Annotated in this window: 15 protein-coding genes; all 15 read right to left on the reverse strand. The window is 65.4% G+C overall.

Going from position 1 to position 14574, the window contains the following annotated elements; translation table 11 throughout:
- Positions 1-162: 162 nt before the first annotated feature.
- The 15 genes from fliA to IB255_RS01240 all read right to left on the reverse strand — a co-directional run bounded on the left by fliA (position 163) and on the right by IB255_RS01240 (position 14524).
- A complete protein-coding gene (gene fliA, locus IB255_RS01170; RefSeq protein WP_081519299.1) occupies positions 163-912 on the reverse strand; it encodes an RNA polymerase sigma factor FliA in 750 nt (249 codons plus the stop codon).
- The gene (fleN, locus tag IB255_RS01175; protein ID WP_017520297.1) at positions 909-1736 is read right to left on the reverse strand and encodes a flagellar synthesis regulator FleN; all 828 of its coding nucleotides are present in this window, start codon (positions 1734-1736) and stop codon (positions 909-911) included. The genes fliA and fleN overlap by 4 nt, the downstream gene beginning before the upstream one ends.
- A gap of 163 nt (positions 1737-1899) precedes the next feature.
- Entirely contained in the window at positions 1900-3210 is a 1311-nt protein-coding gene (flhF, locus tag IB255_RS01180) for a flagellar biosynthesis protein FlhF (protein WP_081519298.1), read from the reverse strand.
- A 15-nt stretch (positions 3211-3225) separates the two neighbouring features.
- Positions 3226-5349: a flagellar biosynthesis protein FlhA gene (gene flhA / locus IB255_RS01185; RefSeq protein ID WP_151187833.1), complete on the reverse strand. Its 2124-nt coding sequence runs from the start codon at positions 5347-5349 to the stop codon at positions 3226-3228.
- 114 nt (positions 5350-5463) lie between these two features.
- Entirely contained in the window at positions 5464-6048 is a 585-nt protein-coding gene (locus tag IB255_RS01190) for a hypothetical protein (RefSeq protein WP_192209724.1), read from the reverse strand.
- Between the two features lie 102 nt (positions 6049-6150).
- Positions 6151-7437, reverse strand: a complete 1287-nt coding sequence (locus tag IB255_RS01195) for a TPM domain-containing protein (RefSeq protein ID WP_081519295.1) — start codon at positions 7435-7437, stop codon at positions 6151-6153.
- An 88-nt stretch (positions 7438-7525) separates the two neighbouring features.
- Positions 7526-8665, reverse strand: coding sequence for a flagellar biosynthesis protein FlhB (gene flhB / locus IB255_RS01200; RefSeq protein ID WP_081519294.1), 1140 nt, complete (start codon positions 8663-8665; stop codon positions 7526-7528).
- The gene (gene fliR / locus IB255_RS01205; RefSeq protein ID WP_081519293.1) at positions 8665-9441 is read right to left on the reverse strand and encodes a flagellar biosynthetic protein FliR; all 777 of its coding nucleotides are present in this window, start codon (positions 9439-9441) and stop codon (positions 8665-8667) included. The genes flhB and fliR overlap by 1 nt, the downstream gene beginning before the upstream one ends.
- The gene (gene fliQ, locus IB255_RS01210; RefSeq protein WP_045212070.1) at positions 9441-9710 is read right to left on the reverse strand and encodes a flagellar biosynthesis protein FliQ; all 270 of its coding nucleotides are present in this window, start codon (positions 9708-9710) and stop codon (positions 9441-9443) included. Before fliQ ends, fliR begins: the two co-directional genes overlap by 1 nt.
- 34 nt (positions 9711-9744) lie before the next feature.
- Positions 9745-10455 (reverse strand): flagellar type III secretion system pore protein FliP, encoded by a 711-nt coding sequence (gene fliP / locus IB255_RS01215; RefSeq protein WP_225594669.1) that lies wholly within the window; start codon positions 10453-10455, stop codon positions 9745-9747.
- 77 nt (positions 10456-10532) lie between these two features.
- Positions 10533-11009, reverse strand: a complete 477-nt coding sequence (gene fliO, locus IB255_RS01220) for a flagellar biosynthetic protein FliO (protein WP_081519291.1) — start codon at positions 11007-11009, stop codon at positions 10533-10535.
- Position 11010: 1 nt separating this feature from the next.
- Positions 11011-11478 (reverse strand): flagellar motor switch protein FliN, encoded by a 468-nt coding sequence (fliN, locus tag IB255_RS01225; protein WP_081519290.1) that lies wholly within the window; start codon positions 11476-11478, stop codon positions 11011-11013.
- A 22-nt stretch (positions 11479-11500) separates the two neighbouring features.
- Positions 11501-12472 (reverse strand): flagellar motor switch protein FliM, encoded by a 972-nt coding sequence (gene fliM, locus IB255_RS01230; protein WP_081519289.1) that lies wholly within the window; start codon positions 12470-12472, stop codon positions 11501-11503.
- Between the two features lie 9 nt (positions 12473-12481).
- Positions 12482-13003, reverse strand: coding sequence for a flagellar basal body-associated protein FliL (fliL, locus tag IB255_RS01235; RefSeq protein ID WP_081519288.1), 522 nt, complete (start codon positions 13001-13003; stop codon positions 12482-12484).
- A gap of 216 nt (positions 13004-13219) precedes the next feature.
- A complete protein-coding gene (locus tag IB255_RS01240) occupies positions 13220-14524 on the reverse strand; it encodes a flagellar hook-length control protein FliK (RefSeq protein ID WP_081519287.1) in 1305 nt (434 codons plus the stop codon).
- Between the last annotated feature and the right edge of the window lie 50 nt (positions 14525-14574).

The following is a 14574-nucleotide window of genomic DNA, read 5'->3' on the forward strand; positions in this document are numbered from 1 at the left end:
GCGCCCTGGCGGGCGTGCCGTCAATTCATCGAGCGCCGTGCGCTCTTTGCTGTGGGCGCGTCAAAGGAACGTCACCCAAAAATTCGTAAGCCTATAACTTGCCTAAGGAAAATCCCTTCAGCACCGCCTCTCAGAAGCAGCCGACGCGAAACTACCCGATGCTCAGCGAGCGCGCCACTCCGCCAGTCGCGAACGCAGGCGCGCGGCGCACTGGCTGTGCAGCTGGCTGACGCGGGATTCGCTGACGCCCAGCACTTCGCCGATCTCCTTGAGGTTGAGTTCCTCGTCGTAGTACAGCGCCAGCACCAGTCGCTCGCGCTCGGGCAACTTGGTGATGGCGTCGGCCAGGGCCGCCTGGAAGCGCTCGTCTTCCAGCCCGTGGGACGGCTCGTTCTCGTGGTGCGAGGCGTCTTCGGCAAAGCCGCCGCCCTGGTCGCCGTCCTGCAACATGTCATCGAAGCTGTACAGACGGCTGCCCTGGGTGTCGCTGAGGATGCCGTAATAATCTTCGAGGCTCATATTGAGTTCGGCAGCAACCTCCTGATCTTTAGCGTCGCGTCCGGTACGCGCTTCGACGGCGCGGATGGCGTCGCTGACCATGCGGGTGTTGCGGTGGACCGAACGCGGGGCCCAGTCACCCTTGCGCACCTCGTCGAGCATGGCGCCGCGGATACGGATGCCGGCGTAGGTTTCGAAGCTCGCGCCCTTGCCCTGATCGTATTTCTTCGCCGCCTCCAGCAGGCCGATCATGCCGGCCTGCATCAGGTCCTCCACCTGCACGCTGGCCGGCAGGCGGCCGAGCAGGTGGTAGGCGATGCGCTTCACCAGTGGGGCGTGTTTCTGGATCAGCAGTTCCTGGGAGTTGTGCGCCTGTGCCTTGCTGTACATACGCGCTCCGGAGGCCGCGGTCATACGGCCGAACCCGTGGGATGTTGCACCAGGCGCTCGACGAAGAACTCCAGGTGCCCTCGTGGGTTGGCCGGCAGCGGCCAGCTGTCGACCTTCTGCGCCACCGCACGGAAGGCCAGGGAAGCCTTGCTGCGCGGGAACGCCTCATACACCGAACGCTGCTTCTGCACGGCCTTGCGCACCGACTCGTCGTAGGGAATGGCGCCGACGTACTGCAGCGCCACGTCCAGGAAGCGGTCGGTGACCTTGGTCAGCTTGGCGAACAGGTTGCGGCCCTCCTGAGGGCTGTGGGCCATGTTCGCCAGCACGCGGAAACGGGTCATGCCGTAGTCGCGGTTGAGCAGCTTGATCAAAGCGTAGGCATCGGTGATGGACGTGGGTTCATCACAAACGACCAGCAGCACTTCCTGGGCGGCACGCACGAAGCTCACCACCGAGTCGCCGATGCCGGCGGCGGTGTCCACCACCAGCACGTCGATGTTGTCGCTGATGTCGCTGAACGCCTGGATCAGGCCGGCGTGCTGCATCGGCGTGAGGTGCACCATGCTCTGGGTGCCCGAGGCCGCCGGGACGATGCGAATGCCGCCAGGCCCCTGGAGGATCACGTCACGCAGGTCGCATTCGCCTTCGATGACGTCGGCCAGCGTGCGCTTGGGCGACAGGCCCAGCAACACGTCGACGTTGGCCAGGCCCAGGTCGGCATCCAGCAGCATGACGCGGCGGCCGAGATCGGCCAGCGCCAGCGACAGATTCACCGACACGTTGGTCTTGCCCACGCCACCCTTGCCGCCGGTGACTGCGATTACCTGAACGGGATGCATACCCATATCAATACCTTGTCTCGTCGTTCGACCGTCACGCATCGGCGTTTCGGCTAATCCGGCTGCAGTGCTCTACCGCCTCCGGCGCTCGCGGATCGTCTTGCAGAGCATCCGCATCGCTTGGGCGGCTCAACCGGCCACCCCACGCCCCACCCGGGGCTCACAATCTTCAGCTGGCGCGACGCACCGGCTGTTGGTAAAGGCCGGCGAACATGTCCGCCATGGCATCCTCGCAGGGCTCTTCGGGCGACTGTAGGCTCACCGCGCGGCTGACCAGTTGGTGCGCGCGTGCCACATGCAGGTCGTCCGGGATCTTCGGCCCGTCAGCCAGATAGGCTACCGGTAGATGCTGGCTGATAGCCAGAGCCAGAGCTTCGCCGAGGCTTCCCGCTTCGTCCAGTTTGGTCAGGATGCACCCGGCCAGCCCACAGGAACGATAGTTCTGCCAGGCGGACTTGAGTACCTGGCTCTGGCTGGTCGCGGCCAGCACGAGGTAGTTCTTCACGTTCAGGCTCAGCGACGACAGCGCTTCGAGCTGCATGCGCAGCGCCGGATCGTTGGCGGGCAGGCCGGCGGTATCGATCAGCACCAGGCGCTTGCGCGCCAGCGGCGCCATGGCCTGGATCAGCGACTGGCCCGGATCGACCAGGGTCACCGGCACATTGAGAATGCGGCCGAGGGTCTTGATCTGCTCCTGCGCACCGATGCGGAAGCTGTCCATGGACACCAGGGCGATGCTCTGCGCGCCGTACTTCAGTACGTAGCGGGCGGCCAGCTTGGCCAGGGTGGTGGTCTTGCCCATGCCGGCCGGGCCGACCAGGGCGATCACGCCGCCCTGTTCCAGCAGGTCGATTTCCGGGGTGTTGATCGAGCGCGCCAGGTGCGCCAGCAGCATGCGCCAGGCCTGCTTCGGATCGGCGATGGACGCCACGCGTTCCAGCAGGTTGCGCGACAGGTCGGCCGGCAGCCCCATGCGCTGCAGGCGACGCCACAGGCCGGCCTGTTTCGGGCGCTGGTTCTGCAGCTGGTTCCAGGCAATCGAGCCCAGCTGCACTTCGATCAGTTCGCGCAGGCCGTTGAGCTCGAAGCGCATGGCTTCCAGCGCCTGCTGGCCGACAGCGGCCGGCGCCGGGGCAACCGGTGCATCCATGGCGGCGGCCAGGGTTTCGGCGGCGCTGCGACGCGGCTTCTCGGTGCCGTACATTTGACGGTCGCCGCGCACGCTATCGCTGGCGCGGGTCGGAGCCGACAGGTCAGCCTTGGCCTGGGCGATCTTCGCCTGGGTCTTGCGCAGCTCGGCTTCCAGCGCCGGGTTCGGCTTGCTGGCCGCCACCGGAGCCTGGTAATCCAGCGCCGCGGTCAGCTCTACGCCACCTGCGACACGGCGATTGCCGATGATCGAGGCGTCCGGGCCCAGCTCGTCACGGACCAGTTTCATGGCCTGACGCATATCAGCGGCGAAGAAGCGTTTTACCTGCATGGCCTGCGACCTCAATCAATTCTGCCCAACGGTGGCAACGATCGTGACTTGTTTGTTGTCGGGGATTTCCTGGTAAGCCAGCACGTTCATGGTGGGAACCGCCATCCGGGCGAATCGCGACATCATCGCGCGGATGGGACCTGCCACCAGCAGAATCGCCGGCTTGCCGAGCATCTCCTGACGCTGCGCCGCTTCAACCATCGAGCGTTGCAGCTTTTCGGCCATTCCGGGTTCCAGCAACATGCCTTCTTCGGAGCCCTGTCCGGCCTTCTGAAGACTATTGAGCAATATCTGTTCCAACCTGGGTTCCAGAGTGATCACAGGCAGCTCCGGCTCTAGTCCCACAATGGTTTGCACGATTGCGCGAGACAGCGCGACGCGAACTGCCGCCACCATCGCGGCGGGATCTTGACTCTTCACCGCCACGTTGGCGATGGCTTCCGCGATGGTACGGATGTCACGTACCGGCACCTGTTCCTGCAGCAGCGCCTGAAGGACCTTGAGCAGCGTCGACAGGGAAATCATCCCCGGCACCAGCTCTTCGGCGAGCTTGGGCGAAGTCTTGGCCAGCAGCTGCATCAGTTGCTGGACTTCCTCGTGGCCCAGCAGCTCGTGGGCATGCTTGTGCAGCACCTGGTTCAGGTGGGTGGCGACCACGGTGCTGGCATCGACCACGGTGTAGCCCAGCGATTGCGCCTGATCACGCTGCGAGGCCTCGATCCACACGGCTTCCAGGCCGAAGGCCGGATCCTTGCCGGCGATGCCGTTGAGGGTGCCGAACACCTGGCCGGGGTTGATCGCCAGATCGCGGTCCGGGTAGATCTCGGCTTCCGCCACGCTGACGCCCATGAGCGTCAAACGATAGGCGTTGGGCAACAGGTCGAGGTTGTCGCGGATGTGCACCGACGGCATCAGGAAGCCCAGGTCCTGGGACAGCTTCTTGCGCACGCCCTTGATCCGCGCCAGCAACTGGCCGCCCTGGTTGCGGTCCACCAGCGGAATCAGGCGGTAGCCCACTTCCAGGCCGACCATGTCCACCGGGGTCACGTCGTCCCAGCCCAGTTCCTTGGTCTGCTCGGCGCGCTGGGCGGGTAGCAGTTCCTGCTGGGTCTGGGCTTCCTGCTCGGCCTTCTGGCTGGCCTGGCGCTGGCGATGCCAGATCAGGTACGCGCCAGCAGCGGCCAGGCCACCCAGGCCGACGAAGGAGACGTGCGGCATGCCGGGGACCAGGCCCATGGCGATCAGGATGGCGGCAGAGATCGCCAGCGCCTTGGGCGAGGCGAACATCTGGCGGTTGACCTGCTGGCCCATGTCTTCGGAGCTGGAGACACGGGTCACCATGATCGCGGCGGCGGTGGACAGCAGCAGCGAAGGCAGCTGCGCCACCAGGCCGTCACCGATGGTCAGCAGGGCGTAGACCTTGCCGGCGTCGCCGAAGCTCATCGCGTGCTGGATCATGCCGATGGCCACGCCACCGATGAGGTTGATGAAGAGGATCAGCAGGCCGGCGACGGCGTCACCGCGGACGAACTTGCTGGCACCGTCCATCGAGCCGTAGAAGTCAGCCTCCTGGGCCACTTCGGCGCGGCGCTTCTTGGCTTCCGCCTGCTCGATCAGGCCGGCGTTGAGGTCAGCGTCGATGGCCATCTGCTTGCCGGGCATGGCGTCGAGGGTGAAACGCGCGCTCACCTCGGAGATACGCCCGGCACCCTTGGTGACCACCACGAAGTTGATGATCATGAGGATCGCGAAGACCACGATACCGACGACGTAGTTGCCGCCGATCACCACCTCGCCGAAGGCCTGGATCACCTTGCCCGCAGCCGCGTGGCCGTCGTGGCCGTGCAGCAGCACGACGCGGGTGGACGCGACGTTCAGCGCCAGGCGCAGCAGGGTGGCGACCAGCAGGATGGTCGGGAACACGGCGAAGTCCAGCGGGCGCAGGGCGTACACGCTGACCAGCAGGACCACGATGGACAGGGCGATGTTGAAGGTGAACAGCACATCCAGCAGGAACGGCGGGATGGGCAGGGTCATCATCGCCAGCATGGCGAGCAACAGCAGCGGCACGCCGAGGTTGCCCCGGCTGAGCCCTACCAGATTGCTGCGAACAGTGCCGATCAGTTGCGTACGATCCACCCGAATTTCCCCTGCGCGTTGGTGACCGAGCCGGCCACCGGATCAAACTTTTGACGCCCAACCGGGCATCCGCACAGGGTTTTGCAGGAAGCGTTCCAACTTCTTCGAAACGCTTCAGGAACTGTCTTTCACCAGCTTGAAAGTGCCGTCATTGAAGCTGCCCGCCACCGCGCAGGTGGACTGGTTGGCGTCACTTCGCGCCTCGAAACGGTAGTGCCCGGACATCACGCCGTACTCGGTGTCGTCCTCGCTGCGGACGATCTCCACGCGGTCGATCACCAGCTCGCCATGGCTGGCGCGCAGGGCATCCTCGGGCACCTCCTGGAACAGTACCGCCGCGCCCTCACCCAGCCTTGTCCGGCCCTCGTGCTGCGGACCGATGGCGTAGCGCCCGGAGAGCTTCGAAGGATCGAGGCGCAACTGGTCCTGCGCAGTGGTCAGGTGGAACTGCGCGGTCAGCATCGCCGGGCGACCACCCTCCCCCTGGACCGCCAGCGGCACGCCAACCACCAGCTGGTTGTCGCCGCTGAGCTGGGCGACATAGAGCGAGCCCCACCAGCGATCCGTCACCTGCGCCTCGTGCTGCGTGCCGCAGACCTGCAGGCGATACTGCGTCGTCGGCGTATCGGGCGCGCACGCGCAGCACAGACCGACGCCCACCGCCATCGCCAGCATCCTGAAGTGTCCCGCTTCGCTCATCGTCCTTCTCCGCGCAGTGTCCCGGCGCACGAAGGCTGGAGCCCTCGCCTCGAAGGTTCGACTGGCACGTCCCGGCGAAAGGTTCCCCTGTCTTTAGGCCGGTCACCAGCTCCCGGAGGCACCGCCTCCGCCGCTGGAACCACCGCCACCGGAGAACCCACCGCCCGAACTGCCGCCGGATGACCCGCTGGACGAACTACCGCCGGAGCCCGAGCTGCCGCCCGCGCCGCCCTGCCCCGCCGCGAACACCACCAGCCCCGGCAGGCACATGAACGGCAGCACCAGCAGCCAGTTCAACGGAGCCGCCGGAGCACCGGCGGAGAAACCGATCAGCAGGTACAGGCCGAAGAATATCGCCAGGCGCCAGTAGAAGGCCTTGTGCCCGGCCGGCGCCTTGGCGGTCTTGCGCCCTTTGCGCCCCTTGCGAGGTCCGCGCCAGACGTCGCGCATCATCGAGATCAGCAGCCACCAAAGGCCAGTGACCATAAGCACGCCCAGCGGAGCTGCGAGCGCATAGACCCACAGCAGGCCGCCGAAGCGCGGCGTCAGGAAGCCGAGCAGGATGCAGTAGGCAATCAGCCCCAGCACGCCGTAGAACACCACACGCACCGTCCACAGCGCACCGAAGGTAGCGCCGCCGACCAGCAGGCAGATTGGCGTGACGGCAACCACTCCCAGGGCATCCTTGCCGCCGGACAATATGGCCACCAGCACGACCACCACCGCGCAGAACGCCAGTGCGCCGCGCCAGCCGATCCGCCGTGCGGCAAGCAGCACGCCACCCACGCCACCGGCCACGAAGGACGCCAGCAGCAGCCACGCCTGCAGCGGGAACGTCAAAGGTTCGGGGGCCGGCTCAGGCAACGCCTCGCCATCGACCAGCAGGATCAGTGCATCCACCGCCGACTCGATGCCGCCGGCATAGTCGCCCTCGCGGAAGGCCGGCGCCATGCGCTCGCGGATGATGCGCCCGGCCAGCACGTCGGGAATCGCGCCTTCCAGGCCATAGCCGACCTCGATGCGCATCAGGTGGTCTTCCTTCGCCACCACCACCAGCACACCGTCGTCAACGCCCTTGCGGCCGAGCTTCCAGAGGTTGAAGAGTTTGTTGGAGAAGGCCTCGATGCCCATCTTGCCCACGGTGGGCAGCATCACCACGGCGATCTGCGCGCCGCGCCGGTCCTCCAGGGCCTTGAGCTTGTCGATCAGATGGGACTTGGCGGCGGGGTCGAGCGTGCCAGTGACGTCCACCACACGTTCGTTCAGCGGCAGCAGCACGCCGCCGTCGACAGGTTCGGCAGCCCAGGCGAACGGGGCGCAAAGCAGGCAGAAGAGCAGCCAGAACGCGAAACGCGCGCCGGCCCCCTGGAACAAGGCTCCTTGCAACATGGCACTTTCCCTTGGCAGAACAGGCTGCCCGGCATCTCTGACGCCGGGCACGAGCCGACCATCCTAGCGCAGCAGCAGCGCCGACGAATCACTCGTCGCGTCGCAAATCCGGCGGGATCGGCAGGTCCGGCATCGGTCCCGGACGCTTGCCCTTGCCGGAGCGGTACTGCTTGAGCTGGTAGACGTAGGCCAGTACCTGGGCCACGGCGAGGTACAGGCCTGCAGGAATCTCGTGGTCGAGTTCGGTGGAGTAGTAGACCGCCCGTGCCAGGGCCGGCGACTCGAGCACCGTGACCTTGTGTTCCTGGGCGATCTCGCGAATCTTCAGCGCCATGAAGTCGTTGCCCTTGGCCAGCAGCCTGGGCGCCCCGCCCTTCTCCGCGTCGTATTTCAGGGCCACGGCGAAGTGCGTCGGGTTGGTGATGATGACGTCGGCTTCGGGCACCGCCTGCATCATCCGCCGGTTGGCCATCTCGCGCTGCATCTGACGGACCTTGGCCTTGACCTCCGGCTTGCCCTCGGAGTCCTTGTACTCGTCCTTGACCTCCTGCTTGGTCATCATCAGCTTCTTGCGGTTGTCCCAGAGCTGGAAGGGCACGTCCGCGGCGGCGATGAAGATGATGCTGCAGGCCAGCCAGAAGGCGCTCCAGCCGACGATCCGTGCGCTGTGCACCATGGCCTGTTCCAGCGGCTCGTGGGAGATGGCCAACAGGTCGTCCTGATCGGACTTGAGCACCAGGATCGCCACGATCAGCACCAGCACGAACTTGGCCAGGGCCTTGAGCAGCTCGGTCAGCGAGCGCAGCGAGAACATGCGCTTGAGCCCGGCCAGCGGATTGAGCCGGCTGAACTTGGGGGCCAGCGCTTCGCCGGAGAACAGCCAGCCACCCAGCGCGACCGGGCCGACCAGCGCCGCGACCAGCAACACCGCCAGGACCGGCCAGACCGCATCGGCGCCGATCTTGCCGCCAGCGATCAACAGGTTGAGCATGCTCTCGCTGTTCATCACCGTGGCGCGGTCCAGCTCGAAGCTGCCGCGCATCAGGCGCATCAGCGCATCGGCCAGGCTGGCGCCAAACATCAGCAGGGCTCCGGCGCCAGCGAGCAGCACGGCCAGGGTATTGAGCTCCTTGGACCGAGGGAGCTGCCCCTTCTCGCGCGCGTCGCGGCGCCGTTTCTCTGTAGGTTCCTCTGTCTTGTCTTCGCTACTACTGTCGTTTTCGGCCATCAGTGGGCCCCCACGAGTTCGCGAAGCAGGCGCAGGCCCTCACTGGCCAGCGCCTGGTACTGGGTGAGAATCTCGGCACTGCCAATCCAGACAATGACGAAGCCCATGATCAGGGTGAGCGGGAAACCGATCGAGAAGATGTTCAGCTGGGGTGCCGCGCGGGTCATGGCGCCGAACGCCAGGTTGACCACCAGCAGCGCGGTGATCGCCGGCAAGGCGATCATCAGGCCTGCGCCCAGCACCCAGCCGAGCTTGCCGGCCACCGTGATGAAATGGTTGCTCGACAGCCCCTCGCCCACCGGCAGCGTGGTGAAGCTTTCCGCCAGTACCTCGAAGACCACCAGGTGGCCGTTCATGGAGAGGAACAGCAGGGTCACCAGCATGGTGAAGAACTGCCCCAGTACCGGCACCGAGATGCCGTTGGTGGGATCGATCATGGACGCGAAGCCCAGGCCCATCTGCATGGAGATGATCTGCCCGGAAATGACGAAGGCATGGAACATCAGCTGCAGGACGAAGCCGAGCATGGCGCCGACGAGGATTTCCTGGGCGATGTAGACCATCGCCTTGAGGCTCAGCGCATCCACCTGTGGCATCGGCGGCAGGTTGGGCACCAGCGCCACGGCAATCGCCACGGACAGGTACAGGCGCACGCGGGTCGGTACCAGCTGGGTGCCGATGATCGGCATCACCATCAGCATGGCGGCGATGCGGAACAACGGGAACAGGAAGGCTCCGATCCAGCCGCCGATCTGCGCGTTGCTGAGCTCGAGCATCAGCCGATCAGCGTCGGGATGCTGGTGATCAGTGACTGGGTGTATTCCATCAACTGCCGCAGCAGCCAGGGGCCCAGCACGATGAGGGTGAGCAGCACCACCAGCAGGCGCGGCAGGAAGCTCAGGGTCTGCTCGTTGATCTGCGTGGCGGCCTGGAACATCGCCACGATCAGGCCCACCAGCAGGCTGGGCAGCACCAGGATGCCGACCATCACGGCGGTCAGCCAGAGCGCTTCACGGAACAGGTCGACGGCGACTTCGGGGGTCATGGCTGCTCCTGTCGTTCAGCAGAGGGGTTCATCGCTAGACCGTCCCGAAACTGCCGGCGAGCGTGCCGATGATCAATGCCCAGCCGTCCACCAGGACGAACAGCATGATCTTGAACGGCAGCGAGATGATCAGCGGCGACAGCATCATCATGCCCATCGCCATCAGCACGCTGGACACCACCAGGTCTATGATCAGGAACGGAATGAAGATCATGAAACCGATCTGGAACGCAGTCTTCAACTCCGAAGTGACGAACGCCGGCACCAGGATGGTCAGGGGCGTGGCGTCGGCGCTGGCGATGTCGGTGCGCTTGGACAGCCGCACGAACAGCTCCAGGTCCGATTGCCGGGTCTGCGCCAGCATGAAGGCCTTGAGCGGCACTTCCGCGCGAGTAAGTGCTTCCTGCGCGGGGATCTGCTCGCTCAGGTAAGGCTGCAGCGCAGTCGTGTTGATCTTGTCGAACACCGGCGCCATGACGAACAAGGTGAGGAACATCGCCAGGCCGATCAGTACCTGGTTCGACGGCGTGCTCTGCAGGCCCAGCGCCTGGCGCAGGATGGAGAAGACGATGATGATCCGGGTGAAGCTGGTCATCAGCATGACGAACGCCGGGATGAAGCTCAGCGCGGTCATGATCAGCAGGATCTGCAGGCTGACCGAGTATTCCTGCTGCCCCTGCGGGTTGGTGGTCACGGTGATCGCCGTCAGCTGCGTCGGATCGGCGGCGAAGGCCTGCGGCGCCATCAGCGCCAGCAGACCCAGGAGCAGCGGCGCGACTGCCTTGAGCGCACCGATCAGAACGGAGAGGTTCGGCGAGCGGGTCACTGCGGGCGGCCCTTGTCCTTGTTCAGCAATTCCAGCAGGCGCTGGGCGAATTCCGGCTGCGCCGGTTCCGATTCGGCGGCATGCACTGGCTGGCGCATGACGTGCAGCGGGGTGATGCGACCAGGCGTCAGGCCCAGCAGCACCTGCTCCTCGCCCACCTGCACCAGCACCAGCCGATCACGCGGGCCGAGGGACTGGCTGGAAATCAGGCGGATTGCCTGGTTGCCGCGCGGCACGACCTGTTGCACGCGGCGCACCAGCCAGGCCAGCAGGAAGATCAGGCCGACCACCAGCACCAGGCCCAGCAGCAACTGCATCAGCTGCGCGCCGGCACTACCGGTGATGAGGCTCGGCGTGGAGCTGGCATGGACGATGGCCGGGTTGGATGCCGGCGCCTTGGCCTCCTCGCCCAGGGCGAGCAGGGACAGGCCCAGCAACGGCAGGGCGCAAACGCTGGAGAGCAGGCGGCCCATGTCAGCGCAGCTTCTTGATGCGTTCGCTGGGGCTGATCACGTCAGTGAGGCGGATGCCGAACTTCTCGTTCACCACCACCACTTCGCCGTGTGCGATCAGGGTGCCGTTGACCAGCACGTCCAGCGGCTCGCCGGCCAGGCGATCGAGTTCGATCACCGAGCCCTGGTTGAGCTGCAGCAGGTTGCGGATGCTGATGTCGGTATGGCCGACCTCCATGGAAATGGTCACCGGGATATCCAGGATCACGTCCAGGTTCGGGCCTTCGAGCCCAGCAATGGTCGGTGCCTTGGGCGCCATGCCGAACTCTTCCATCGGCGCGCGCGGCGCGGCGGGCACGGCCGGAGCCGCAGCACTGGCCATCATCGCATCGATGTCGTCCTGGTTGGCGTCACCCGATTCGGAGAGCGCCGCGGCCCACTCGTCGGCCAGCGCCTGCTCTTCGGGAGTTACGTTTTCTTCGTCTGACATGGTGTGTCCTCTTGGGATTCGCTCAGCGCGGGCGCACGAGCGGATCGAGAATCTGCAGCGCCAGGTTGCCCTTGTGCGAACCCAGCTTGACCTTGAAGGAAGGCACGCCGTTGGCGCGCATGATCATGTGATCGGGCAGCTCCACCGGGATCACGTCGCCCGGCTGCATGTGCAGGATGTCCCGCAGCTTGAGCTGACGACGCACGACGGTGGCGCCCAGCGGCACGTTGACGTCGAGGATGTCCTCGCGCAGGGCGTTGATCCAGCGTTCGTCCTGATCGTCCACATCGGACTGGAAACCGGCGTCGAGCATCTCGCGGATCGGCTCGATCATCGCGTACGGCAGGGTGATGTGCAGGTCGCCGCCGCCGCCATCCAGCTCGATATGGAAGGTGGAGACCACCACCACTTCGCTGGGGCTGACGATATTGGCCATCGCCGGGTTCACCTCGGAGTTCACGTACTCGAAGGTGATCGGCATTACCGCATGCCAGGCTTCGGCGAGATCGACGAAGGCCTGCTCGATGACCATGCGCACCACCCGCAGCTCGGTGGGGGTGAACTCGCGCCCCTCGATCTTGGCGTGACGACCGTCACCGCCGAAGAAGTTGTCCACCAGCTTGAACACCAGCTTGGCATCGAGGATGAACAGCGCGGTGCCGCGCAGCGGCTTCATCTTCACCAGGTTGAGGCTGGTGGGCACGTACAGCGAGTGCACGTACTCACCGAACTTCATCACCTGCACGCCGCCCACGGCAACATCCGCCGAGCGACGCAGCAGGTTGAACATGCTGATACGGGTGTAGCGGGCGAACCGCTCGTTGATCATCTCCAGGGTCGGCATGCGGCCCCGGACGATGCGGTCCTGACTGGTCAGGTCGTAGGACTTGATCGCCCCCGGCTCGACGTCGGACTCGGTTTCCACCAGGCCGTCGTCGACGCCGTGCAACAGCGCGTCGATCTCGTCCTGGGAAAGTAGATCCTGCATGGCCATGGCGGGTACCTACTGCAATACGAAATTGGTGAAAAGCACTTGCTCCACGGTCAACTGACCGGTCGCCTTCTTCGCCAGTTCCTGAAGACTGGACGTGGCCTGCTGGCGAAGCATCTCCTTGCCGACCGGGGTCACCAGATTGTCGAAATTCTGGCTGGAGAACAGCATCACCAGCTGGTTGCGCACCAGCGGCATCTGCTCGCGCAGGGCATCCATCTGCGCCTGGTCGCGGCCCATCAGGGCAACGGCTACCTGAAGATAGCGCTGGCGGCCGTTCTGATTGAAGTTGACCACGAAGGACGGCGCGAGAATCTCGTAGACCGCCTGCTTCTTCGTCGGCTCGGCGTGTTCCGCGGCCTTGGCTTCGGCTTCGTCGGGCTTGGCGCTCTTGTGCAGGAAGAACCAGGTACCGCCCACCGACGCACCCACCGCCAGCAGGAAGGCCAGCACGATGATGATGATGAGCTTCAGCTTGCCCTTGCCGGGCGCCTGGCCATCGGGGAGAGAAGGCGTCTGTTCTTTCTTGGCCATGCCAATAATCCGTCACTTTTGCGGCGCGAAGCGCTGATACCGGGGTAGCAGCAAGGGCTGTGCCAGTTTGCAGGAGTCCTACTGGCGACGCCGCGGATATTACAGGCTAGACGGAGGATGTCACGGGGAGCGAAGAGAAATTTCAGTCGATGCCGGCTTATCGGGGTATGGGGCGTAAAACGCTGTCCGTTCTACGCCCCATGAAGCCCGCGGGGATCACGCGTAGTAATCCACCAGTCCCCTGCCCTGCGCCGCCGTCTGCGGGCGGATCTCGGACACGCCACTGAGCATCGGCTCATCGTCACCGCTGCCACTACCCGCCACGCTCCGCGAGCTGCCACGGCCGTCGCCCTGCTGCTGTTGCTGCCAGCCACGGGCGGACTGGTCGGAAACGTTCACGTCCAGTTGCATGCCTTGCTGGTTGAACATCTCGCGCAGGCGATGCTGCTGGCTGTCCAGCGCTTCGCGGACGTTGGCGTTGGCGCTGACGAAGTTCACCTGGGTCTGGTCGCCGGTCATGTGGATGCGCACTTCCAGGCGGCCGAGGTTGGCCGGGTCCATCTGGATCTCGGCCGACTTGAGATTCTGCGAGGACATCCACATCACCCGGTCCACCACCTGATCAGTCCAGCCGTTCTGCTGCACGGACACCGCCTGCCCCGGCACCAGCGGGTTCACCGGGCGACTGGTCATGGCCTGCGGCGTGTTCAGCGCCTGCGTCAGCGACTCCAAGCGTGCGGCAAAGGCCTCGTTGCGCGGCATCTCCGGCTTGGCGTCTGCCTGCACGTCTGCCAGTTGCTGGGTCAGGTCGACGCCATCCTTCAGCGCACCCTCGGCAAGCTTGCCTTCGGCGCCCTTGGCTGCCGCATCCGGGCTCAGTGCAGCGAGGGCGGCGGACAGATCGTTCTTGCCGCTGGCATCCAGTGACTTGTCCCCCGCCTTGGCGCCGAGATGACCGGTGAGCTGGGTCTGCTGCGCCTGCTGGGCCTGGTCGTCGGCGCCCACGGCGAGCGTCAGGTTCACCCCCGGAATCTCGTTGAGCTTCTGCAGATCGCCATCGCTGCTGGCATCGGTGAGCGGGCTGGTACCGCTGCTGACCACCAGCGGCGGCGCCTCAGGCTCCGGCAGCTGGCCGGTCATACCGAGCATCAGCAGCGGGTCGAGGGTCGCGTCGGGGCTGGTCTCGGTATCCGCCACCTTCTCCTCCGCCTTGCTGGCGCCATCGGCCGGCAAGGCCTTGCCGTCCTCGGCAACCTTTGGCTGGTCGGCGGCAGCCGGCGCGGTGGAATCCTTGCTCGCGGTGTCCTTGTCGGCACTGTCCCGCGGCTTGTCGTTCTTCGCCTTCACCGGTTTGTCGGCGCGCTCGCTGGCGGCTGGCCGCTGCTCCTTGGCGTAGACGTCGGCGAAGCTGGAACCCTTGTCGCTGCTGCTGTTCGACGAACTTTGCGCAGACTTGGAGAGCGCCGCCTTGGGCCGGGTGTCAGGCGTCGACGTCAATAAAATATCCGGGGCGACAGCCATCGGAGTTCTCCGTTGATGTGAATATCCAACACGGAGATAGCAAGGCGCGG

The organism is Pseudomonas sp. PDM22 (assembly GCF_014851965.1).
In the GTDB taxonomy this organism is placed as follows: Bacteria; Pseudomonadota; Gammaproteobacteria; order Pseudomonadales; family Pseudomonadaceae; genus Pseudomonas.

Coding starts and splice junctions, on each gene's coding strand:
- fliR (WP_081519293.1), bottom strand. CDS start 9,441: ATGCTCGAGCTCAGCAACGCGCAGATCGGCGGCTGGATCGGAGCCTTC.
- IB255_RS01195 (WP_081519295.1), bottom strand. CDS start 7,437: ATGTTGCAAGGAGCCTTGTTCCAGGGGGCCGGCGCGCGTTTCGCGTTC.
- flhF (WP_081519298.1), bottom strand. CDS start 3,210: ATGCAGGTAAAACGCTTCTTCGCCGCTGATATGCGTCAGGCCATGAAA.
- fliN (WP_081519290.1), bottom strand. CDS start 11,478: ATGTCAGACGAAGAAAACGTAACTCCCGAAGAGCAGGCGCTGGCCGAC.
- fliM (WP_081519289.1), bottom strand. CDS start 12,472: ATGGCCATGCAGGATCTACTTTCCCAGGACGAGATCGACGCGCTGTTG.
- IB255_RS01190 (WP_192209724.1), bottom strand. CDS start 6,048: ATGAGCGAAGCGGGACACTTCAGGATGCTGGCGATGGCGGTGGGCGTC.
- fliL (WP_081519288.1), bottom strand. CDS start 13,003: ATGGCCAAGAAAGAACAGACGCCTTCTCTCCCCGATGGCCAGGCGCCC.
- fliA (WP_081519299.1), bottom strand. CDS start 912: ATGACCGCGGCCTCCGGAGCGCGTATGTACAGCAAGGCACAGGCGCAC.
- IB255_RS01240 (WP_081519287.1), bottom strand. CDS start 14,524: ATGGCTGTCGCCCCGGATATTTTATTGACGTCGACGCCTGACACCCGG.
- fliO (WP_081519291.1), bottom strand. CDS start 11,009: ATGGGCCGCCTGCTCTCCAGCGTTTGCGCCCTGCCGTTGCTGGGCCTG.
- fliQ (WP_045212070.1), bottom strand. CDS start 9,710: ATGACCCCCGAAGTCGCCGTCGACCTGTTCCGTGAAGCGCTCTGGCTG.
- flhB (WP_081519294.1), bottom strand. CDS start 8,665: ATGGCCGAAAACGACAGTAGTAGCGAAGACAAGACAGAGGAACCTACA.
- fliP (WP_225594669.1), bottom strand. CDS start 10,455: ATGGCGCCGCAGGCCTTCGCCGCCGATCCGACGCAGCTGACGGCGATC.
- fleN (WP_017520297.1), bottom strand. CDS start 1,736: ATGGGTATGCATCCCGTTCAGGTAATCGCAGTCACCGGCGGCAAGGGT.